The organism is Cellvibrio sp. OA-2007, from assembly GCF_000953825.1.
Classification (GTDB): domain Bacteria; phylum Pseudomonadota; class Gammaproteobacteria; order Pseudomonadales; family Cellvibrionaceae; genus Cellvibrio.
The window spans coordinates 309765-330857 of sequence record NZ_BBUL01000020.1; the positions used below are offsets into that span (position 1 = coordinate 309765).

26 protein-coding genes are annotated in these 21093 nt (G+C 52.8%); 11 read left to right on the forward strand and 15 right to left on the reverse strand.

Translation table 11 applies throughout. The features are described 5' to 3' along the window. Nucleotides 1–277: 277 nt before the first annotated feature. From gshB to ruvX, 4 genes are all read left to right on the forward strand, one after another. Entirely contained in the window at nucleotides 278–1231 is a 954-nt protein-coding gene (gene gshB / locus AWU77_RS01550) for a glutathione synthase (protein WP_062058186.1), read from the forward strand. 42 nt (nucleotides 1232–1273) lie between these two features. Next, nucleotides 1274–2197 carry an energy transducer TonB gene (locus AWU77_RS01555; protein WP_062058189.1) on the forward strand — a complete coding sequence of 308 codons (924 nt, stop codon included), beginning with the start codon at nucleotides 1274–1276 and terminating at the stop codon, nucleotides 2195–2197. Between the two features lie 64 nt (nucleotides 2198–2261). Beyond that, nucleotides 2262–2855: a YqgE/AlgH family protein gene (locus AWU77_RS01560; RefSeq protein WP_062058192.1), complete on the forward strand. Its 594-nt coding sequence runs from the start codon at nucleotides 2262–2264 to the stop codon at nucleotides 2853–2855. Nucleotides 2856–2894: 39 nt separating this feature from the next. Next, nucleotides 2895–3308 (forward strand): Holliday junction resolvase RuvX, encoded by a 414-nt coding sequence (ruvX, locus tag AWU77_RS01565; protein WP_062058195.1) that lies wholly within the window; start codon nucleotides 2895–2897, stop codon nucleotides 3306–3308. A gap of 44 nt (nucleotides 3309–3352) precedes the next feature. On the opposite strand, the gene AWU77_RS01570 is transcribed toward ruvX, so the two are convergent. The 3 genes from AWU77_RS01570 to AWU77_RS01580 form a co-directional block, all read right to left on the reverse strand. Next, on the reverse strand, nucleotides 3353–3676 hold the full coding sequence (locus tag AWU77_RS01570) for a YegP family protein (RefSeq protein ID WP_062058198.1): 324 nt from the start codon (nucleotides 3674–3676) through the stop codon (nucleotides 3353–3355). Nucleotides 3677–3720: 44 nt separating this feature from the next. Further along, nucleotides 3721–4866 carry a PilT/PilU family type 4a pilus ATPase gene (locus AWU77_RS01575; RefSeq protein WP_062058201.1) on the reverse strand — a complete coding sequence of 382 codons (1146 nt, stop codon included), beginning with the start codon at nucleotides 4864–4866 and terminating at the stop codon, nucleotides 3721–3723. A gap of 77 nt (nucleotides 4867–4943) precedes the next feature. Beyond that, a complete protein-coding gene (locus AWU77_RS01580; protein WP_062058203.1) occupies nucleotides 4944–5978 on the reverse strand; it encodes a type IV pilus twitching motility protein PilT in 1035 nt (344 codons plus the stop codon). Between the two features lie 74 nt (nucleotides 5979–6052). Between AWU77_RS01580 and AWU77_RS01585 the strand changes: the two genes are divergently transcribed. The 5 genes from AWU77_RS01585 to AWU77_RS01605 all read left to right on the forward strand — a co-directional run bounded on the left by AWU77_RS01585 (nucleotide 6053) and on the right by AWU77_RS01605 (nucleotide 10857). Beyond that, nucleotides 6053–6751, forward strand: coding sequence for a YggS family pyridoxal phosphate-dependent enzyme (locus AWU77_RS01585; protein WP_062058206.1), 699 nt, complete (start codon nucleotides 6053–6055; stop codon nucleotides 6749–6751). Nucleotides 6752–6774: 23 nt separating this feature from the next. After that, complete coding sequence (gene proC / locus AWU77_RS01590; protein WP_084617896.1) at nucleotides 6775–7596, forward strand: pyrroline-5-carboxylate reductase; 822 nt, start codon at nucleotides 6775–6777, stop codon at nucleotides 7594–7596. 57 nt (nucleotides 7597–7653) lie between these two features. Further along, nucleotides 7654–8247, forward strand: a complete 594-nt coding sequence (locus AWU77_RS01595; RefSeq protein ID WP_062058209.1) for a YggT family protein — start codon at nucleotides 7654–7656, stop codon at nucleotides 8245–8247. Nucleotides 8248–8260: 13 nt separating this feature from the next. After that, nucleotides 8261–8548, forward strand: coding sequence for an antibiotic biosynthesis monooxygenase (locus AWU77_RS01600; protein WP_062058212.1), 288 nt, complete (start codon nucleotides 8261–8263; stop codon nucleotides 8546–8548). A 293-nt stretch (nucleotides 8549–8841) separates the two neighbouring features. Further along, nucleotides 8842–10857, forward strand: a complete 2016-nt coding sequence (locus AWU77_RS01605; RefSeq protein ID WP_062058216.1) for a dynamin family protein — start codon at nucleotides 8842–8844, stop codon at nucleotides 10855–10857. A 29-nt stretch (nucleotides 10858–10886) separates the two neighbouring features. On the opposite strand, the gene AWU77_RS01610 is transcribed toward AWU77_RS01605, so the two are convergent. From AWU77_RS01610 to AWU77_RS01660, 11 genes are all read right to left on the reverse strand, one after another. Continuing rightward, nucleotides 10887–11066 (reverse strand): Trm112 family protein, encoded by a 180-nt coding sequence (locus AWU77_RS01610; protein ID WP_062058218.1) that lies wholly within the window; start codon nucleotides 11064–11066, stop codon nucleotides 10887–10889. A gap of 73 nt (nucleotides 11067–11139) precedes the next feature. Next, nucleotides 11140–11580: an excinuclease ABC subunit A gene (locus AWU77_RS01615; protein ID WP_062058221.1), complete on the reverse strand. Its 441-nt coding sequence runs from the start codon at nucleotides 11578–11580 to the stop codon at nucleotides 11140–11142. A 72-nt stretch (nucleotides 11581–11652) separates the two neighbouring features. Continuing rightward, nucleotides 11653–12078, reverse strand: coding sequence for a hypothetical protein (locus AWU77_RS01620; protein WP_152625220.1), 426 nt, complete (start codon nucleotides 12076–12078; stop codon nucleotides 11653–11655). After that, complete coding sequence (locus AWU77_RS01625) at nucleotides 12072–12866, reverse strand: beta-ketoacyl synthase chain length factor (RefSeq protein ID WP_062058225.1); 795 nt, start codon at nucleotides 12864–12866, stop codon at nucleotides 12072–12074. The genes AWU77_RS01620 and AWU77_RS01625 overlap by 7 nt, the downstream gene beginning before the upstream one ends. Continuing rightward, nucleotides 12866–14050 (reverse strand): beta-ketoacyl-[acyl-carrier-protein] synthase family protein, encoded by a 1185-nt coding sequence (locus AWU77_RS01630; RefSeq protein WP_084617897.1) that lies wholly within the window; start codon nucleotides 14048–14050, stop codon nucleotides 12866–12868. The genes AWU77_RS01625 and AWU77_RS01630 overlap by 1 nt, the downstream gene beginning before the upstream one ends. Further along, nucleotides 14013–14960 carry a hypothetical protein gene (locus AWU77_RS01635; protein ID WP_062058228.1) on the reverse strand — a complete coding sequence of 316 codons (948 nt, stop codon included), beginning with the start codon at nucleotides 14958–14960 and terminating at the stop codon, nucleotides 14013–14015. Before AWU77_RS01635 ends, AWU77_RS01630 begins: the two co-directional genes overlap by 38 nt. Next, on the reverse strand, nucleotides 14953–15261 hold the full coding sequence (locus AWU77_RS20270) for a hypothetical protein (RefSeq protein WP_062058231.1): 309 nt from the start codon (nucleotides 15259–15261) through the stop codon (nucleotides 14953–14955). The genes AWU77_RS01635 and AWU77_RS20270 overlap by 8 nt, the downstream gene beginning before the upstream one ends. After that, nucleotides 15248–16666, reverse strand: a complete 1419-nt coding sequence (locus AWU77_RS01645) for an AMP-binding protein (RefSeq protein ID WP_062058234.1) — start codon at nucleotides 16664–16666, stop codon at nucleotides 15248–15250. Before AWU77_RS01645 ends, AWU77_RS20270 begins: the two co-directional genes overlap by 14 nt. An 11-nt stretch (nucleotides 16667–16677) precedes the next feature. Beyond that, nucleotides 16678–17286: a hypothetical protein gene (locus AWU77_RS01650; protein ID WP_062058237.1), complete on the reverse strand. Its 609-nt coding sequence runs from the start codon at nucleotides 17284–17286 to the stop codon at nucleotides 16678–16680. Continuing rightward, a complete protein-coding gene (locus AWU77_RS01655; protein WP_062058240.1) occupies nucleotides 17279–17557 on the reverse strand; it encodes a phosphopantetheine-binding protein in 279 nt (92 codons plus the stop codon). The genes AWU77_RS01650 and AWU77_RS01655 overlap by 8 nt, the downstream gene beginning before the upstream one ends. A 43-nt stretch (nucleotides 17558–17600) precedes the next feature. Continuing rightward, nucleotides 17601–18362, reverse strand: coding sequence for a class I SAM-dependent methyltransferase (locus AWU77_RS01660; protein ID WP_062058243.1), 762 nt, complete (start codon nucleotides 18360–18362; stop codon nucleotides 17601–17603). 216 nt (nucleotides 18363–18578) lie between these two features. On the opposite strand from AWU77_RS01660, the gene AWU77_RS01665 reads away from it, so the two are divergent. Beyond that, the gene (locus tag AWU77_RS01665) at nucleotides 18579–19583 is read left to right on the forward strand and encodes a hypothetical protein (protein ID WP_062058246.1); all 1005 of its coding nucleotides are present in this window, start codon (nucleotides 18579–18581) and stop codon (nucleotides 19581–19583) included. After that, the gene (locus AWU77_RS01670) at nucleotides 19565–20368 is read left to right on the forward strand and encodes a 1-acyl-sn-glycerol-3-phosphate acyltransferase (protein ID WP_062058249.1); all 804 of its coding nucleotides are present in this window, start codon (nucleotides 19565–19567) and stop codon (nucleotides 20366–20368) included. The genes AWU77_RS01665 and AWU77_RS01670 overlap by 19 nt, the downstream gene beginning before the upstream one ends. Nucleotides 20369–20394: 26 nt before the next feature. Here AWU77_RS01670 and AWU77_RS01675 read toward each other — a convergent pair whose 3' ends face one another. Then, nucleotides 20395–20955 (reverse strand): hypothetical protein, encoded by a 561-nt coding sequence (locus AWU77_RS01675; RefSeq protein WP_062058252.1) that lies wholly within the window; start codon nucleotides 20953–20955, stop codon nucleotides 20395–20397. Nucleotides 20956–21093: the final 138 nt, after the last annotated feature.

A 21093-nucleotide genomic window follows, 5' to 3' on the forward strand; every position in this document is an offset into this window, starting at 1 on the left:
CTTGAAGCTTGTGTTGCAATCACTTATCAAAACCGGCGTCAAAATAACGCCACCAGTGAAAACGAACTTTTAACACAGTTTTTAAGGTTATGCCATAACTAGTTGAATATATGAGTAATCTATTCCGATTTTGAATTTTTTAGAGCGGAATAATCTGTCGGTAATAACCTTGCTTTAATTGCCCTCAGGACTTAACTTTAGCCCGCCGCACAGAGTCCGGCAATTTATTTGCGCTTCTGCTGCATATCTTTCTGTTGATCTAATCTGGGCAATCGCTATGGCAATCTCTCTCGGCGTGGTAATGGACCCTATCGCGGATATCAAATTTTATAAAGATACGACTCTGGCGCTGTTGCTTGCAGCACAGGAGCGCGGCTGGGATTTGCATTATATGGAGCAGCGCGATCTTTATTTGTTGCAGGGCGAGGCGCGGGCAAATACCCGCAATCTGTTTGTCGCCGACAATGGCGATAGTTGGTTTGAGTTGGGGTTGCACGAAGATAAAAAGCTCGGTGATCTGGATGTGATCATCATGCGCAAAGACCCCCCCTTCGATAACGAATACATATACAGCACCTATATTCTTGAAGCTGCGCAGAATCAGGGTGCGTTAGTGGTAAACGATCCACGTAGTCTGCGCGATTGCAACGAGAAAATTTTCGCCACCCAATTTCCCCAGTGCTGCCCGCCGGTCTTGGTTAGTCGCGATATGCTGCGCCTGCGCGATTTCCACCGCAGCCATGGCGATGTGATATTTAAACCACTCGACGGCATGGGCGGCAGCCGTATTTTCCGCTGTCGTCAGGATGACCCCAATGTCGGTGTAATTCTGGAAACCCTGACGGAATTTGGCAGCCAGAGCATTATGGCGCAGCGTTATATCCCGGCGATCAGCGAGGGCGATAAACGTATTTTGGTGGTCGATGGCGAGCCAGTTCCCTACTGCTTGGCGCGCATTCCTGCTCAGGGCGAAACGCGCGGTAATCTGGCGGCAGGCGGAAGTGGTGTGGCCCAGCCATTGACCGATCAGGATTACTGGATAGTCGAGCAGGTGGCGCCGACGCTCAAAGCCAAGGGCCTGCTATTTGTCGGTTTGGATGTGATCGGTAATTATTTGACCGAGATTAACGTCACTAGCCCCACCTGTGCGCGAGAAATCGATAAAGCCTACAACACGGGAATTGGGTCACGGCTAATTGATGCTATAGAGCGTAAATTAGCGGCGCATTAATCAGCCCCAATGGCTGACCCGTTGAACAACAGAGTAGAGCGAATGAATCAGGCTGTTGCCTTGGAAGAAGAAACCCTAGCCGTGCCGCCGGTTGATACCGGCGATCGGCTGAGTTTTACTTTATTTTTGGCGATCGCTCTGCACGCTTTCTTGATATTGGGGTTTAGTTTTAAGCTGCCCGATCACAGTAATAAGTCACAAACAATTGAAATTACTTTGGCGACTCATAAATCGCTGAAAGCGCCAGAGAATGCCGATTTTCTGGCGCAGCACAATCAAGAGGCGAGCGGCACACTGGATGAGGCCAAGCAGCTTACTGCCGAGAAGCAGGCGGAATTTGCCGATACCCAAGTGCGTGAGGTAAACCCGGTACCGCAGCAACAAGCGGCATCCACCAAGAAAATCAAAGAGCAACAGCTGCTCTCAACCACCGCCAAAAGCACCCAAACCACCCAGTTAAAATTAAATCCAGATGAGCGAGAAGAGCGTGAAGTGCTGGAAGGGTTAACTGAAGATCAGCCGCTAATCTCGTCCGAAATTGCCAGTTTGCAAGCCAAGTTGGATAAGCAGCGGCAGGAATACGCCAAGCGGCCACGGGTGCGTACACTTACCTCAGTCTCGACTAAAGAATCCTTTGATGCCAAGTACTTGCATGAGTGGGGCGCCAAAATTGAGCAGGTCGGCAACCGCAACTATCCCAAGGAAGCCTTAAGCCGTCATATCACCGGTCACTTGCGTTTATCGGTGGTGATTAATCCCGACGGCACTATTTATGAAATCAAAGTGCTGCAATCTTCGGGGCAGCGCATTCTCGATGATGCCGCGCGGCAAATTGTGCGCTTGGCAGCCCCGTTTGCGACATTTCCGGCCGAAATTCGCAAGCACGCCGACCGTCTGCAGATTATTCGCACCTGGAATTTTGAGATCACTGGCAAAAACTCAACAATTACCACGTCCGCCAACTGATTGGCAGGCTAATTAATTTAGCCTACTTGCTTGTTTTACCTTCGTAAGGCCTCATACTAAATCCATGAACGAAAAAATCACTTTTAATGATTACGATGAGCTTACCCCCGGCAGTTTGCGCGACCATTTTTTGATCGCCATGCCGGGTTTAAACGATTCATCTTTTGCCCACACAGTGACTTACATTTGTGAGCACAGCGACAAGGGTGCCATGGGGGTGGTGATCAATACCGCCACGCCTATGCTGCTGAAAGAAATCTTCTCGCAGATGGATTTGGATGACCTTTCTGACCAGGGCGACCAGATTGTCATGAGTGGTGGGCCGGTGCAGCCCGAGCGCGGCTTTGTGCTGCACAGCAATGAAGCCAAATGGCAATCCACGCTGGAAATCTCTCCCGACGTTAGCCTCACCGCTTCGCGCGACATTATTGCCGCCCTCGCTGAAGGCCGCGGCCCTAAGCAGTGCTTGATCGCGCTGGGTTATGCGGGTTGGGGTGAAGGTCAGTTGGAGGCGGAAATCGCCGCCAATAGCTGGTTGACCGTACCTGCCGATAAAAACATTATTTTCAATACGCCGTTTGAAGAGCGCTGGACATCGGCAGCGCTGGCGTTGGGTATTGATGTCAATTTAATTTCCAGTACCGCTGGCCACGCTTAGTGTGTTAGATCCGCGAGACTTAAATCTGTTTGTAACCCTATGATTAAAACTCTGCTTGCCTTTGATTACGGCACCAAAAATATTGGTGTCGCTTCTGGTCAAACCATCACTCGCTCGGCCAATTCACAGGTTGCACTCAAAGCTAAAGATGGCATTCCGGATTGGAATCAAATTGAAAAATTATTAAAAGATTGGCAGCCTGATTTGGTTTTGGTTGGCCTGCCGCTCAATATGGACGACAGTGAAAGTGAACTCAGCGCGCGCGCGCGTAAATTCGCCAACCGTTTGCATGGTCGTTTTGGCGTGAAAGTAGAGATGGTAGATGAGCGGTTGAGTAGCTTTGAAGCCAAAAGTGAAGTGATGGAGCGCGGCGGTTCGCGCGATTACAAAAATAATCCGGTTGATTCTATTGCGGCGCGGTTGATTTTGGAAAGTTGGATGGAGCGAAACTAAATCGTTCAGCCAAAAAACACTTGGCTGAACGTGCCGCGGAGATATTATTTGATGGTGGCCGTTACCCCGTTTGTCTTCACTGATTCTATGCCGTTATCGCGCCCCGATGTGCTGGCGTACATTTGGCTGGTGCCAATAATTTGATGGTTGGCCGCTTTAAGATTGAAATAGGATTTGCCGTTTACTGCTTCTTTGCGCTCGTAGCGCTCATCCAGCGGGCTGTTGCTTTGCACCGAGGCAATGCCCGTCTCCGCTGCTGCTTTTGAGGTGTAGCTTTCACTGCTCAGAATCACTTCGCCATTGCCTGCTTTGAGCACAAAGTGAAACTGCCCCTTATCATTTTTACTAAGTTCATACCAACCTGCCATAACTAGCTCCTTTTGTTGTAAATCACTTGTGGGTTTATCAATTATTAAAACATTTTGCCGCGATTATTGTGCTCATCGCTTTGAATCGACAAGCTATCTGCCGCGTGGGACAAATAACTCGCATCGGTTTCCGAGCCGAGTTTGATCATCAGACGCAAATCGTTAGGTGAGTCGGCGTGCAACAACGCATCTTCGTAAGTAATTTCACCGTTGTCGTAAAGTGCATAAAGCGCTTGGTCAAAGGTCTGCATGCCCAGCTCAGTCGAGCGCTTCATCAATTCTTTCAAGTCTGATACTTCACCCTTGCGAATTAAATCCTGCGCCAGCGGGGTATTGATCATAATTTCCAAACAAGCGCGGCGGCTATTGCCATCCGGTGTGGGAATTAATTGTTGCGCCACAATCGCTTTTAAGTTGAGCGATAAATCCATCCACAATTGGCGATGGCGATCAGCAGGGAAAAAGTGAATGATCCGGTCGAGCGCTTGGTTAGCGTTGTTGGCATGGAGTGTACAGAGACATAGGTGACCAGTTTCCGCAAATGCGATTGCGTGGTCCATGGTCTCGCGCGAGCGCACCTCACCAATCAAAATCACATCGGGTGCCTGACGCAAAGTATTCTTCAATGCAACTTCAAAAGATTCAGTATCAATACCCACTTCGCGCTGGGTGATAATGCAGCCTTGGTGTTGATGAATAAATTCAATCGGGTCTTCGATGGAAATAATATGCCCTTTGGAGTTTTGATTGCGATGGCCGATCATAGCGGCGAGTGAGGTCGATTTACCGGTACCGGTCGCGCCCACAAAAATAATCAGGCCGCGTTTGGTCATCGCCAACTCTTTAATAATTTCTGGCAGACCCAGATCATCGGGTGCCGGGATTTTGGTTTCAATCCGGCGCAACACCATGCCGGCGAGATTGCGCTGGTAAAAGGCGCTGGCACGGAAGCGACCAATGCCGCGTGCGCTTACGGCAAAATTCAATTCCTTTTTATCGATAAATTCTGCGCGCTGTTTTTCATTCATTACACTCAGCACCAGTTCGCGTGCTTTTTCTGGTGCCAGTGGTGTGGCGGTGACAGGCACCACTTTGCCATGGACTTTGATCGAGGGCGGTACACCGGCAGTAATAAATAAATCCGACGCGCCCTTTTCTACCATCAAGGATAATAACCGATCAAAATCCATAACAATGCACCTTAAAAATTATTGAAACGTTGTGCTGCAAATAGGAAACAAAATGAGATATTTCCCAGAGTGTTTGATTAAAAATTCTCGGGGAATTTAGCTTTGCCTTTAGCGGCCTCGCGGCTGATGATACGACGCGCGACCAAATCAGCCAAACACTGATCCATGGTCTGCATGCCAAGCGATGCACCAGTTTGAATCGCCGAGTACATCTGTGCCACCTTATCTTCGCGAATCAGGTTACGAATCGCCGCTGTACCGCGCATAATTTCGTGCGCCGCCACCCGGCCACCGCCATTTTTCTTCATCAGGGTTTGCGAAATTACCGCTTGCAGCGATTCCGACAGCATCGAACGCACCATGGATTTTTCGTTCGCGGGGAATACGTCCACGATACGGTCGATGGTTTTGGCTGCAGAGGTGGTGTGCAGGGTGCCAAATACCAAGTGGCCGGTTTCAGCGGCGGTGAGTGCCAAACGAATAGTTTCCAAATCGCGCATCTCACCTACCAGAATAATATCCGGGTCTTCCCGCAGTGCGGAGCGCAATGCTTCGCTAAAGCCGTGGGTGTCGCGGTGCACTTCACGCTGGTTGACCAAGCATTTTTTCGATTCGTGGACAAATTCGATCGGGTCTTCAATGGTCAGCACGTGTTCGTATTTGTTGTCATTGATGTAGTCGATCATCGCCGCGAGGGTGGTGGATTTACCCGAACCGGTTGGCCCGGTCACCAGTACTAATCCGCGCGGTACCGCGCAGATATCGCGGAACACATTGCCCATGCCCAGCTCTTCCATAGTGAGTACTTTGGAGGGAATGGTACGAAATACGGCGCCAGAGCCGCGGTTTTGGTTGAAGGCGTTAACCCGGAAGCGCGCCACACCCGGTACTTCAAAGGAAAAGTCAGTTTCCAGGAATTCTTCGTAGTCCTTGCGCTGCTTGTCATTCATAATGTCGTAAATCAAACCGTGCACCTGCTTGTGCTCCATCGGCGGCAGGTTGATACGGCGCACATCGCCATCGACACGAATCATCGGCGGCAGACCCGCCGAGAGGTGCAAGTCAGACGCGCCTTGTTTGGCGCTAAAGGCCAGGAGTTCGGTGATATCCATCAGAGCAACCTTTTGTTATTCGTCTGCAGTGCAGACCTTTGTGGGCAATTACAGCGATTTTAAGAAAACGGAATATGCACAAGATAGACGACCAGCTCGCGAAAGTCACCGCACGAATTCATCAAGCCGCTAATGCCGCCGGACGAAATCCGCAAACTGTGCAGTTGATCGCGGTGAGCAAAACCCAGCCTGCACAAGCCTTGGCCGAAGCTTACGCTTGGGGGCAGCGCGCATTTGGTGAAAACTACCTGCAGGAAGCGCTCGACAAACAAATCGCTCTGCAAGCATTGCCGGGGATTGAATGGCACTTTATCGGCCCCATTCAATCCAACAAGACGCGCCCAATCGCGGAGCACTTTGCCTGGGTACATTCAGTCGACCGGTTGAAAATCGCCCAGCGCCTGAATGACCAGCGCCCCGCAGAGCTGCCGCCACTGAATATCTGTGTGCAAGTAAATATAGACGATGAAACGACCAAGTCAGGTGTTAGCCTTGCACAATTACCCGCATTAGTGGCGGCGATAGGCCAGTTGCCGCGTCTAAAGCTGCGCGGTTTGATGGCGATACCCGCTGCGACTAATGACCCAACCCAACAGCGCGCCGCCTTTGCCAAATTGCGCAGCGCCCGCGATGACTTGAATGCGCAGGGTTATCAACTGGATTGCCTGTCGATGGGTATGTCAGGGGATTTGGACGCCGCCATTGCTGAAGGCGCAACCTTTGTGCGGGTGGGTACCGATATATTTGGCGCGCGCTCCAGCGCAAAACAATAATTTTTTAACGTTAAGGGTTTAGTGTGAAGACATCCAAGATTGCATTTATCGGCGCGGGCAATATGGCCAAGGCGATTATCGGTGGTTTGCTGGCGGAAGGTTTTACCGCCGCACAAATCAGCGCTGCAGGTCCGCGTTTGGAAACACTCAATAAGATAGCGGATGAATTTGGTATTGCGGTGAGCACCGACAATGCTGCAACGGCCGCGCAGGCCGATGTGATTGTGCTGGGGGTAAAACCGCAGATGCTAAAAGAAGTTGCGCTCGGTTTGCGCGAATCCTTAACCCATAAACCGCTGATTATTTCGGTTGCGGCGGGCATCACCACTGCGAGTATTGCAAGCTGGCTGGGCGAAGATCAGGCGATTGTGCGCTGTATGCCCAATACGCCGTCGCAATTGCGCGCCGGTGCCAGCGGGTTGTTTGCGAATAGTTTGGTGAGCGAAGCACAAAAAATGGCGGCCAATGCAATTCTCGGCGCTGTAGGAATTGTGCAATGGCTGGATGATGAAAATCTATTAAACGCGGTCACGGCCGTTTCCGGTTCCGGCCCTGCGTATTTTTTTCTGATGATGGAGGCGATCATCGACGCCGGTGTTGAACTGGGTTTAACGCGCGAATGCTCAGCTGAGTTAACCTTGCAAACGGCGCTGGGTGCCGCCATGCTCGCTAAAGAAAGTGAACTGGATGTAGCCGAGTTGCGCCGCCGCGTCACCTCACCCAAGGGGACAACCGAGCAGGCCATTTTGTCGTTTGAGCAAGATCAACTGCGTGGCACTGTGTTAAAAGCCATGAGTGCTTGTTCTAATCGCGCCGTGGAGCTGTCTGAACTGCTGGGTAAATAAATCGCGTAAGCTATTTTGCATTGCACTTGTTATTAAAATAAATCACCGGAGATATTCATGTTCGCCAACATTTTGCATTTAATTGTCTATAGCCTGATGTCGTTGTTTCTGGTGATTGTTATTTTGCGTTTTTTATTGCAATTAGTGCGCGCTGATTTTTACAACCCTGTTTCGCAAGCCATAGTCAAAATCACTATGCCCATGCTCAAACCACTGCGTAAATTTATTCCCAGTGTGTTGGGGATTGATACAGCATCGGTCGTATTAATTATTTTGGTGCAATTGCTTGCCACTACGATTTTGTCGATGATCGCAGGGGCGCCCGGATTAATTTTGAATCCGCTACCGCTGATTGTGTGGGGCATAGTGGGTGCGCTTACTATTATTTCCAGCATATTTTTCTGGTGCATGATTATTAGCATTATTGGCAGTTTTATTGCGCCATTTAGCAGCCATCCATTACTGACGCTGGCCAATCAAATTATTAATCCACTGGCAGCGCCAATCCGCAAAATTATTCCACCACTGGGCGGCGTGTTGGATATATCGCCGATCATCATTCTGCTTGGCTTGCAAATCGTGAATATGCTGATTGCGCGTTTGGCCAGTGCGGTGGGTGTGTATCCGCAGTTAGTATTGGGTTATTGGTAACGGTGGAGTGCCCATGTACGCCGTCATTTTTCACGCTGAAATTGCACAACTCGACGACGAATATTTTGCAGCGGCTAAACAGCTGCGCGAGTTGGCAATGACGCAATATGGCTGCCTCGATTTTGTCGCCACCAGCGAAGGCAGCCGTGAAATAGCCATTTCCTATTGGCCGAGTCTCGACCACATCAAACACTGGCAGCAAAATGCCGAGCATCTGCAGGCGCAGCAGCAAGGAAGAGCGCGCTGGTATAAGTCCTACAAAGTGGAAGTGGTTGAGCTGTTACGCTCTTATAGACACTAACCTTCTGCATACGCGCGGTGATAATTTGTTACTGCTCGACTTGAGCACTACAGCGAAGAATCCTAACTGGTACCCAAGAGAGTATTACCGAGTTGGCGCCAAATGTTTCACAAAGTAGCAATCTCCCACCTTTTAGCCATCTGAAGTGACCACTCACTGCTCAAGATCTAGTCACTGGCGTAGTTTTCCGCTTTAATGTCTGCATAAAAATTATTATGTAACCTTATGCTGGTTATTTCGGTCAGTTATTAAACAGTACAAATAACGCCCTAATCGATATTGAGAACACAGCTATGGACGTACGTGCCCTGCATCGCCAAATGACCCATTACACTCGTTGGAAGCGCCAGTTAGATGAGCGTTTGCAGCGCTTTGAACAGTGGAGTCAGCAGCATGATATGTCTGGCGCGAATATGGGCAAGACCTTGCAGCGCGCACGCCAGTTACTGCGCGGCGAGAGTTTTACCATCGCCTGTGTGGGTGAGTTCTCGCGCGGTAAAACCGAATTAATCAATGCGCTGTTGTACACCGGCGGTGGCCGCCGTTTGCTGCCATCGCAACCGGGGCGCACCACTATGTGCCCCACCGAAATCTATTGGGATAGCCATCAGCCCGCCAACTGCGTGCGTTTGCTGCCCATCGAAACCCGTCGCACCAATACCAGCTTGCAGAGTTTTAAACGCATCCCACAAAACTGGGTGGCGATTCACTTTGATGCGCAAGACCACGAGCAGACCCGCGCCGCGATCAATCAAGTGTCTGCCAGCAAACAAGTCACAGTAGCCGATGCAATCAAACTCGGTTTTGCACAGGATGAGTTAGGCGAGCGCGATGAAAATGGCATGGTCACTATCCCCGCCTGGCGCCATGCACTGATTAGTTTGGATCACCCACTCTTGCGCCAAGGCTTACGTATTGTTGATACCCCCGGTTTAAACGCACTCGGCAATGAACCCGAGCTCACGCTCAAGACCTTGCCTGATGCCCAGGCGATTTTGTTTTTGCTCAGCGCTGATGCCGGTGTCACCGCAAGCGATATGGATATCTGGCGCGAACATATTCAGGTGCTGCGCGATAACAACTGCACCGCCGTGATTGCCCTGCTCAATAAAATCGACAGCCTGTGGGATGACCTCACTCCACCACAGGAAATTGAAGCTAATATCGATCACTTACGGAAGCTCACCGCGCGCCAGTTAGACTTAGCGCCTGAACATGTGGTGGCGCTCTCGGCCAAACAGGGGCTGCTGGGCAAGGTTGGGCGCAATCAGGCGCAGTTAGTACGCAGTAATTTCCCGCAGCTTGAACGTATGCTGGCTGAATGCGTGATGCGCAATCAGCAGCAAATCATTGGCCATCGTTTAATTGGCGACAGCTATGCGATGGTGATTAATGCACGCAACAGTTTGCAGCGCCGCTTGGGTGAGTGCGAAAGTGAGTTGAGTGAATTGCGCGCAGTTGCACCCGAAGCAGCGGGTGAAAAATTAACTGAGTTGCGCGATACCATTCGCCGCAACCATCATGAATACCACAAGCAGGCGCTGTCGCTGCGCACCAGCCAGCGCTTGTTGGAGTCGCAGAAATTATCGCTGTTGGGGCCAATCAGCAGCGGCCTGTTGGAACAGCAAATCGCCGAGGCCCATGCGAGTCTGGCGCAGAGTTGGACTACCGTGGGGTTAGCCCGCGCCATCGGTAAATTTTTTGACGATGTGGACAGTAACCTGCGTCATCTGGAGCGTGAAATCGAACGCTGCAATCGCGTGCTTACTTCGATTTATGAACGGCCCGAGCAGAGCATAACCGGTGATGATTTGATCATGCGCCACTTGTTAAAAATTCAAAAACAGCGCCGCCAGTTGCGCCAGCTGCATACCCGCGCCGACGATTTCCGCAAATCGCTGGCGACAGTGTTCACGCACAAAGGCGCGTTGATTAGCCGTTTTATCAATACGCTAGTGCAGGAAGTGCGCGCGGTGTATATCGAACTCAATCAGCACATCAATCACTGGATGCAAGAAGCTCTGGCGCCATTGTTTCATCAAAACCAGTATCAAAAACAATTGCTTGAGCATCACATGTTGCGCCTGACGCAATTGCAAACCCAGCGCAATAGCCACAGCGAACAGTTGGAATCTTTGCAGACCAATATTTACCAATTGCAAACCGCGCTGAGCAATATTGAACCGCTCTATAAAGAATTGCTGACTACACCGCTAGAGCCGGAATTAATGGCTGAAGTGGAGCAGAAAGAGCAGGGGGCGCAAGTGGTATCGATCAAGCAGGGGCGGCAATCACTGCGCGGCAACTAGGCCGCGCAATGGCTGTAAAGTAGCGGGGATTAACATTCTTCCGGGGCTAAACGGCGCGCTTCATACTCCAACATCACCGGAATGCCATCGCGGATCGGATAGGCGAGGCCGCTGGTTTTACACACCAATTCTTGTTGTTCAGGGCGATAATCCAGCGCGGCTTTACTGACTGGGCACACTAAAATCGCAAGTAGTTTTTGGCTGAGCATTTTTTACCTCTACAAATAATAAAATCCAGATAGTTTTTATAGTTCTTACGTCCTTGTAAGCATTAGTCATCAATTATTTAATTTGTACCACATCACCCAACAGGGCCACACCGACCATGATATTACCGGCACCACATTTGAAGGTATCGGTGCTGGTAGTGGTGGCGTTGCGGTAGTTGGAGCGGATATTGACTATCGCATTTGCGCCTTCGCGCTGGGCGCGTTCACGCAGGGATTTCATCGCTGACAAAAATGCCCACTCACAGGCTTGTTTGTCAGACTTGCCTACACCATTGGTTTTTTTGTTAGTGCCAAACTCGCCAATTTTTTTAGCGACTGCGCCATGGCTTTGTGCGCCAAAATAAAACTTGATGTCATCGCCGAGAATATTTTTGGCCTGTTCGGTTGCGAGCGCATCGGCGATGGAAAACTCTTTTACATCGTCGCGTGCCAGGGCTCCGGTTGCGCAACTGCTGATGGCGATAATAGTGATGCAGCGGGTAATGAAATTCATACTTGGCTCCTTGATTAGTAAGTATGTCAAACAGGTTGCTTCACACACGAGGTGCATGAAACAGTGAGGTGTTTATTCCGGTTGGCTCAGAATCAGGCGCCCGCGCAACAGCGTATTGCCGGCTTGCTGCGCCACCAGTTCATAAATGGCGCCCTGGCTGCTGCTGAGCAAACATTGCGCATACAAATCCAGCGCGCAGGAATTGTCGGCGATGGCGGTCAAGAACTCAACATCCTTAACTGCACCTATGTAGGCGGGGCGGGCTTCACCCAGCCGCGATTGCAATAGTCCGGCGTGTACGGCGGCGGCTTGGGCGCCATATTCCAGCAATAACACTGAGTCTAATTGCTCATTTTCAAAGAGGGGATTGGCGGCGCTGGCAAACTGACTACTGCGGCAGTGGATCTGGCTTTCATCCCAAGCGACAACTTCATCGAGCAGACACATGGAATCGCCGTGGGGAATCAGCGCGGCAATTTGCGCGCGATCCATCAACACGGCTGCACCTCTAATTGCAGCGATTGTTGATTGGTACAGGCAAATACCAGCGAGCCGGATTTAGCTTGGGCAATAAGTTCCAGTAACGGCAAGCTGCGCGCCGCAGGGTTGGCGCAGCGCAAGGCTTCCAGTGCCGGTTGTGCCGCAGTGCTGGGCGCGGTTGTGTCAGTTGATTGGAGCTGCAATCGGGAGAGACTGTGTTCACTGGCAGTGGGGCTGAGCAGCAGCGCCACGCCAAACTCCACCGGTATCAGTCGTTTGCCGCCGAGTGGGTAAGGCGGTTGGATATCGTACACCGCCAGCAGGGTCGGCAATTGCTCCTGCTGGCACAGGCACATGGCTTCCAGCAGACCCACTGCAAAGCTGTCGTCATAGGCGGAAAGGCTGGTCGATGGCTGGCGGCTGCCAGTAGCGATGCTCCAGTAACCGGCGGCGGAATTGTGCACCGAGTTGTGGAATTGGGTGGGTGATACTAATCGTTCACTTTCGCACAGGGAGCGGCAGATCTGGTCGATGATCGGGTAGTCGCCGCCAGATGAGGCAAACACACTGGCGCAGTCCGCCATGGGTATTGCACTTGCCGCCATCAATTCTTCACATACGCGAAACGCCATGCGCACCAGTTCGGTGGCGCGGCGGCGCTCATTGGCGGGCAGCAGTTCGGGTTTGTATTTTTCCAGTGGGCTGGGTTCATAGGCCGCTTGCCCTTGCAAAACGGCGGTGCTGGCCTGCCAGCTTGGCAAGCCCGGAGCGGCGAGGCCGATAGCATTGAGATAGCATTCCAGCATTACAAACTCCCCAAAATCAGGCTGCAGTTGCTGCCGCCAAAACCAAAAGAATTGCTCAGTACACGCGTCACCGGCTGGATCGCCGCTTCTTTCAATAGCGCGATATTCATGCCTTCGTCGGCTTCCTGTAGATGCAGGTTTTGCGGCAGATGCCCGTGGACTATGGCGTCCAGCCCGATACAAGCCTCCACTATTCCCGCCGCACCCAGGGTGTGGCCAGTCCAGCCTTTGGTGGAGCTGGCAGGGGTAGCATTGCCAAATAACTGCTCTACTGCTTTGGCTTCGGCGCTGTCGTTGGCTTGGGTGCCGGTGCCGTGTAGGTTGATGTAATCGATCTGGTTAGGGGCTAAACCTGCTTTGCGCAGCGCCGCACTCATCGCCAATTGGGCACCGGCGCCATCGGGATGAGGTGATGACATATGGTAGGCATCGCCGCTCTCGCCGTAGCCGAGCAGATACAAACCGCTTTCATCGCCTTTTTCAAGCAGCGCAAAACCACCGGCTTCCCCGATAGAAATGCCGCTACGCTGGCGATCAAAGGGTTGGCATTTTTGCGGCGAAACCAGTTGCAGGGCGTGAAAACCGTAGAGAGTGGTCAAGCACAGGCTATCGACTCCGCCGACAATTGCCGCATCACACAAGCCGGCGGTGATAGCACGCTGCGCCGAGGCGAATACTTTGGCGCTGGAGGAGCAGGCGGTAGAGATTGCCATCACCGGCCCTTGGGTGCCCAGCGCTTGCTGGATAAAGGTAGCGACCGAGGACACATTGTGGGTAGTGCCGTACTTATACCAGTCGGGCAGCGGGTCTTGATTCTCGAAGTAGGCCAATTCGGTCTGGTGAATGCCGGAGGTGCTGGTGCCCATAAATACCCCGACCCGCGCCGCGCCGTAGCGGGCGATAGCGGCTTCAGCCGCGCTGAAAAACCCATCTTGCTGCAAGGCTAGCCAGGCGAGGCGATTGTTGCGGCAGTCAAAGTCGAGCAGCCGCGCGGGCAGCGCATCGCCCAGATCGGCCACTTCGCCAATCCAGGTATCGAGATCACTGATCTGGAAAAAGTCGCAGGGTTTCAGCCCGGAGCGACCCGCTTGCAGAGCCTCCCAATTAGCGCTAAGGCCTGCACCCAAACAGCTGGTGTAGGTGTAATTAGTGATGCGCAGAGGTTTCATCTTGCCAAAAGTCATAAAAATTAAACCAATTGTAGGGGTGCTTATGCACCAGATCCTGTAGCTGCGCGACGTAGCGCGCCATACCTACTTCGATGGCCGCCGTGCGATCCTGACGGCTAGTGCCTAGCTGTTCGCTGATCAATTCAAAGTGCAGATCGTAGCGATTGGCGCCGGAGTAAACGCCAAAACAGCTGATCACCGGTGCTTTGAGCAGCGCGGCTAATTGCCAGACGCCGGCGGGAAATTCGGCCGGTGCGCCGAAAAAGTCGACAGTGCTACTGCGCTCCCCCTGCGCGCAGCGGTCGGCCATGATACCGACCAAGTGCCCCTGCTCAATCGCTTCACTCAAAATCAGCGCCAGCGCGGGTGCGGGGGTACGCGCGTCAATCACGCCAGCGGCGAGTTGCGGGTCGAGCTTCTCTAGCAGGCGCATCACATTGGCGTTGTGTTGGATATCCAACAAGATGCGAATGGGCAGAGCATCGCTGCGGCGACCCATGCCCATCACGCGCAGCGCATCGAAGCTGCCGATATGGGCGGTGAGCAAAAAGCAGCCGCGATTTTTGTAGTCGTCGAACAATTGATTGCCGTGGATGTGGACATCAAATTCGGCTTCGCGCCCGGCGAGAAAATAGATGCGATCCATCGCGACCTGCGCAAAGGTTAGCAGATGACGGTATATCTCCCACCACTTGGGTGTTCGCTGGCGCGCGCGCCGTAAAAAATGGCGCGATGCAGTGCGGGCGCTGCGGGCAAACAGAAAGTAATAAAACACAATCACACACAGCCACACAAAAATCATTCGCCGCCCCAAATTCAACGCCACCCAAGTGAGCAGGTTGAGCAAAAACGGGGTGCCGCGCTCCTGCTGGGTTTGCCAGCCTTTTGCGGTTGATGGTTTGGCGCTGGTGGATGATTCAGTCATGCACACACTCGAATTGGCCTTTGAGCACCGGTGTTTCACCCTTATAGGCGGCAAGGGTGAAGGTCTTTGTACCGGGGGTGATGCAAATGCGCAATTCATCCCCCGGCAGTACCGGCGCGAGAAATTTTACCTGTTTCAGGTAATTGACTTGCCCGAAGTTGGCATTGGCCAGCAGCGCGATAATCCACTTGAGTAGCAGCGCACCGGGCACCAGTGGTGCGCCGGGAAAATGGTCGGCATAACAGGCGTGCGCGCCGGGGATCGGCAAGCGCAATTCCTGTGTGGTCTTAGCGTTGCTCATGTAGCTGGTTCCACAATTGATGCAGTGCGGCGGCGGTGAGTTTGCCGGTCTCATTGCGCGGCAAGGCGGTGACTTTGCGCAGTGGGCGCGGCAAAAAGGGAGCATCTACCCGCTGCGCCAGCGCCGTTAGAATCGTCTTTTCCGGCAATTCACTGACAACTAACGCGACCGGGCGCGCTTCCTGTTGGCTATTGGACGCTTGGGATGACGGCGGCGGTAGAAAAATCACCCCGTCTTGCACCCCATCAATACGCAATAGCTGCAGGGTTAGATTAGCCAGTGAGGCGCGTTTGCCCGCTACATTGATCATATCGGCGTTGCGCCCGCAGAGCAGGAAGCGGCCATCATCCTGCAGCTCCAGCTGATCTTGAATCGGTGCATCCACTTGCAAATGCGGTGCACTGGCGCAGGCGCCAGTATCGGTCAGCGTTAATTGAAAGCCATCCAATAATTGCCATGCGGCAGTTTGGGTTGAGCGGCGGGTGGCCATGCTGCCCGCTTCAGTACAACCGTAAATTTCCCACAGCGGCGCTTGGAAACACTGTTCGGCGGCTTGGGCGAGGCTTGGGTCGAGGGGCGCTGTCGCCGAGATAATGCCCGCCAGTGGCGGCATAGGTAAGTCGGCGTTAATCAGCGCGCGCAAATGAATCGGGGTGGTGACCAGTATTGCCTTGCTGGATAGCTGCTGTAACAGCTGTTGTACATCGGCCGGGAAAAACGGTTTGTCGCTGTGCATCACCATGCCTGCTTGCAGCACCATAAACAGGGTAGTTTCAAGGCCATACATATGTTGCGGTGGCACTGTGCCCACAATCGTTGGCGCAATTAAATCAGCGCCCAGCCGCTGGCCAAGTAAACGCGCGGTGGCCGCGAGTGTGCCCCAGCATTTGGCATTGGCCTGGGGTTTACCGGTGCTGCCGGAAGTAAAGGCGATAGCGGCAATTTGCTGGGCGGGAATCAGCGGCAGTGCGGGTGTGTCGGTCGTCTCCGGTGCAGTGTTGGATAGCAGTTCGGCGAGATTGATGCTGGGCAAATCGCAAGGCTGATCTTTGTCGAACAGGCAGTAGCAGCCGGGATAATCCTGCGCCAGCTCGGTGAGGGTGAGCGGTTGGCGATTGGGCGGCAGCAAATTAATCGCCCCTTTTACCAGCAGCGCACAAAAGCCCAGTAGAAAGTAGTAGCGGTCTTCGCAGAGGTTGAGCGCAAAATTGGCGTCGGGCAAACCGGCGGATACTATCTGTAAATCGCGCAGAAACTCGGCTTGGCAAATCTGCCGCTCTTTATGGATAACCAGAGTTTGTTGCGGCACATAGGGTGCAATCAAGGCAACCGGCGCATTGAGCGCCAGCGCGGGAAGCGCAGACAGGTCAGAAGAGTCGGGGCAGGCGGAGCCGGAAGCTAACATGACACAGCACCTTAAGAGCGGATATTGGCACGGGCGATAATGCGCAGGTATTCAAAAAATCCCGGGTGATTATGGGTAGGGAAGAGTTTTTTGCGCAGCATAAACTCGCCTACAAACAACACCCCGACCACACCATAGTTAATGATATTGGTAAACCAGGACCACAATTCCGGTTGCTCCAGCCAGGGCAAAATCGCCGACCAGAGAATCATCACTGCAAAGACAATACACCAGAGCTGTGTGAGTCTGTGGGTGTAGTTGCGCATCGCCTGCGACAGAGGGCCGCGCGCAGCTTCGCCAATTGCGGTGATCAAGGGTTCGCGCCCGTTAAGCAGTGTGCGGCCAAAAATAAACAGCAGCAGCAGTGGGATAATTATTGGTGGCAGAAACAGCAGATACAGGGTTAAACCCAGATATTCGAGCAGCACAACCGCAGTGCACAGCAAGCCAAACACCAGCCAGACAGTTTTGTTGCGGTTGCCCAAACCCTGCCAGCAGACACCGGCTAAAAACAGCATAGGGGCAATAAACAGTAATTGCGGCACTGCAAACACCAGTGCGATATGCACCAGCAGTGGGTAGGCCGCAATCAGGGCAATTGCGATAACACGGTTAAGCACGTTGCACGTTTATATAGCTGCTCAGTGAACGCAGGCTGTGGAAAATTGCCTTGTTGTTCTCATCGTCAGCTTTGAGCTGCACTTTGTAGTGCTTGGCAATGGCCAGTGAAATTTCCAGCGCGTCGATGGAATCCAGCCCCAGACTTTCGCTGTGGCTGGCATCAAACAAGGGGGCTTCCGGGTTGATATCGGCTGGCTCCAGGTCTTCCAGATCCAACGCCTCGATTAACAGCGCCGCCAATTCCAATTCTTCTTGTGTGTGTGAACTCATTTCACTAACTACCTTTGATGTGACCTTTACAACGTGCGACCGATTACGCGCGAGCGGGTTTGATGCCGGTATATTCGCTGAAAATGCTCAGCACTACGGCGCGTTTGCTCTGCTCCAAACCCGTCGATTTTAGGGCTTCGACGATTGTCGCGGGCGGCACACATTGTTCGATGGTATCCCAGTAGTAGCGCATCAACACTTTGCTGTCGGCGCTGCGGCGGAAAATCTTGGCCAAATTGGGGATCACAATTTTGAGGTAGAACTTTAAAAATGCGGTGGCAATTTTGCCTTCGGGGCGAGTAATTTCCAGCAGCAGGATTTTGCCGCCCGGCTTAAGTACACGCTGGTATTCGGCAAACGCGGCGCCCAAGTCGGCAACATGGCGCAGGGCGAAACCCATGGTGAGGTAGTCGAAGGTGTCATCGGGGAAGGGCAATGCTTCGCCCAGACCCATAGAGGTGTGCTCAACGCCCAGTTTAACGGCTTGGGTCAACATGCCCTTGCTTGGGTCAAGCGCGACCACCAAGCCCTCTTCGCCGACGATTTGCTGCGCCAGCCAGGAGACCACGCCGGTGCCGGCGCCTACATCCAATACTTTGTCGCCCGCTTTAATGCCAGCGCGCAACAATGCTTGGCGGCGATACATGCGGCCTGAGCCAAAACTCATGACATCAGTGATCCAGTCGTAGTGCTCCGCTGATGAGTCAAACATCTCATCAACACGGGTGCGCCGGTCTTCGGCTTTGCCGTAATAGTCCGGCAGTACCGGGTGTGGAGCTAAACGATTCTGTTCATTGTTGGTCATGATTTTGGAGTCCCTAAAAAATAAGCGCGTACTTTACGGGAGCCTTGGCAGAGGCGCAAGGCGGCGTTACTTTTGGTAAACCAGCAGAAATTTGCAGGCAACAATCGGGAAAGCACGTGGATTGATGCGAACTTTTCCTCCTATAATCCGCGCCTATTGAATTGGGTAGATGTAAAACCTGCAGGCGATGCAGCTGGATTTAAGAGTGATAAGTAAATGGATATGGTGGTAAACCCGGTGGCGCTGAAATGCGGCTATTACAATTCTCTTGCTGAGCAGGCTGCTTCTAGCACGCCTCTGGCGAATTTTCGGCTGGATGCCCGCTGCGCAAATAACAAGGGTAGCGAGAGCCTGAGTACCGGGCTGTTGCCGCTGGACGGCAGTATTCTGGGCGAAGTATTTGCGGTAGACGCTTCACCGGTCACCCGTGGTTATGGTGCACACAGCTACTGGGCGGAGACCGATCAGTATTTGCTGTTGGCGCTCTGGGCCGATGAACAGGATGCGGCGGGTTTGGCTGCTACCACCGAGCGGCTCTACCGCGAATTGCTGGAGCAAACCCGGGTGCGCGCTTATCCACATTTGGTGCGGGTGTGGAATTATTTTGCCGATATCAATGGTGAAGAGCAGGGTCTGGAGCGCTATCGCCAATTTTGTTTGGGCCGCTTTGACGCGTTTGCCGCTGCCGAAATCGCCGAAAACCAATTTCCTTCAGCCTGCGCCCTCGGTCATCGCGGCGGCGATTTATTGATTTACGCGCTCGCCAGTAAAACCGCTCCCCATCATTTTGAAAATCCACGTCAGGCGAGTGCCTATCACTATCCCGCTGAATATGGCCCGCGCAGTCCATCGTTTGCGCGCGCCAGTTTGCTGTCTCTGCCAGGGCAAGCGCCCAAACTGTTTGTCTCTGGCACTGCCAGTGTGGTCGGGTTTGTCACCTTGCACCCCTATCAATTGACGGAACAGATTACGGTCACACTGGAGAATCTGGATTTGTTGTTGGCGCATGTTGCGCAGCAATACGCGAACAAAGCAGGGAATTTGCCGCAATTAGTGGCCGAAGTGCTGAAGGTCTATGTGCGCAATGCCGGCGATCTGGCGGAGATCAAACAGCGGATTGAACAGGCTTATCCGCAGGTGCCGGTAGTCTATGTGGCAGCGGATATTTGCCGCGCCGACCTACTTCTGGAGATAGATGGAATATGGAATCTCTCAGCCTGAGCACTCCCCTTAGCTGGTGGCGGCGGTTGCGTTTGTCGCGTGCTTGGCGTGTGCCCGCGACCGGCATAGGTTTTGCGCTGTTTGGTCTCGGAGGGGTGGTGTTATCGCTCAGTGTGTTTCCGGTGCTGTATTTTATGCCGGTGAACAAGATGCGCCGCGCGCGCGCGACCCGGCGTGTTATCGCCTTGGTCTTTCGCAATTATGTGCGGGTATTGCGTGCCTTGGGGCTGTTCAGTTATGAGTTTCACCGGGTTGAGCAGTTGCATCGCCCAGGGCAGTTAATTATTGCCAATCACCCTTCATTATTGGATGTGGTGTTTTTGATGGGGCTGACCGATGCCAGCTGTGTGGTGAAAGCCAGCTTATGGCGCAACCCGTTTACCGCTATGGCGGTGCGTGCGGCGAATTATGTGAGTAATAGCGATCCTGATTTGTATAACCGCTGTGTGGATACCTTTAAGGCCGGTCATTCATTGATTATCTTTCCGGAGGGGACGCGCACCAAACCTGGCCAACCTTTAGTGTTTCATCGCGGGCCATCCAATTTGGCACTGAGTGCAGGAATGGCGATGACGCCAGTAGTGATTCGCTGTGAGCCGGCGACTCTGTTAAAAAATCAGCAGTGGTATGAGATCAGCGCCCAGCCGCCGCATTACACCATCAGTGTCTTACCCGATGTCGCCACCGCACCCTATATGGCCGATGGGCAGATGCAGAGCATGGCCGCGCGTCAGTTAACCCGCGATTTGATCGAGCTATTCACCCGGCAGTTGCAATCAAGCTAGTCACCCGGCAGTTGCAGCCAAGCTAATTACGCAGCAGTTGCCGGTGCGCTGAGCAGTTTTTTGTCCAGTTGCAGCAGCAGGCTGCGCATTGAAAACAGAAAAATAAACGGCAGCCACTCACCGAATAATTTATTGCCGATAAAACTCGCCGCTGCTGCCGTCGCCAGCACTCCGGCAAACAGTAATAAAAATGATCCGCCGCGGATCGAAAAATAACCCGCAGATCTGACCCCCAAAAATCCATGAGGGCTGGCCCAGCTGGCGATCAATCCCGCCAGTAAAATCCAGCCGAGCATCGCCACTGCACCCAACTCGCCATAGTGGTCATTAAGCCAATCCCAACCGCTTAATAAGCCCGCCAAACCGCTGCAAAAATACAGGGTGATACCGACAAAGAGACGATTGAGGATTAAGCCGCGCCAGCGCATATAGGCCATCGCCCCCAAGCCAGCCGCGCTGGCCAACAGATAAGGCAGCAGCCAATCTGCGCGGGTATGCATATCGGTGAGGTGGATATAGAGCAGAAAAAACGTCAGGGATAAGGATTCTATACTCGGGTCGAGAATGCGTTTTATAGGGTTTTTCATCGGAAGTCGCCGGTGTTTTTGGTGCAAAACCCTAGGGTTTTCTTCGGTAGTCAGAATAATCGTCAATAGATTATCATGCCGCCACACGGAGCCTTAGCGCCTTTTTCTAGCATTGATAGTTTATCCGAGCCGTCCCAG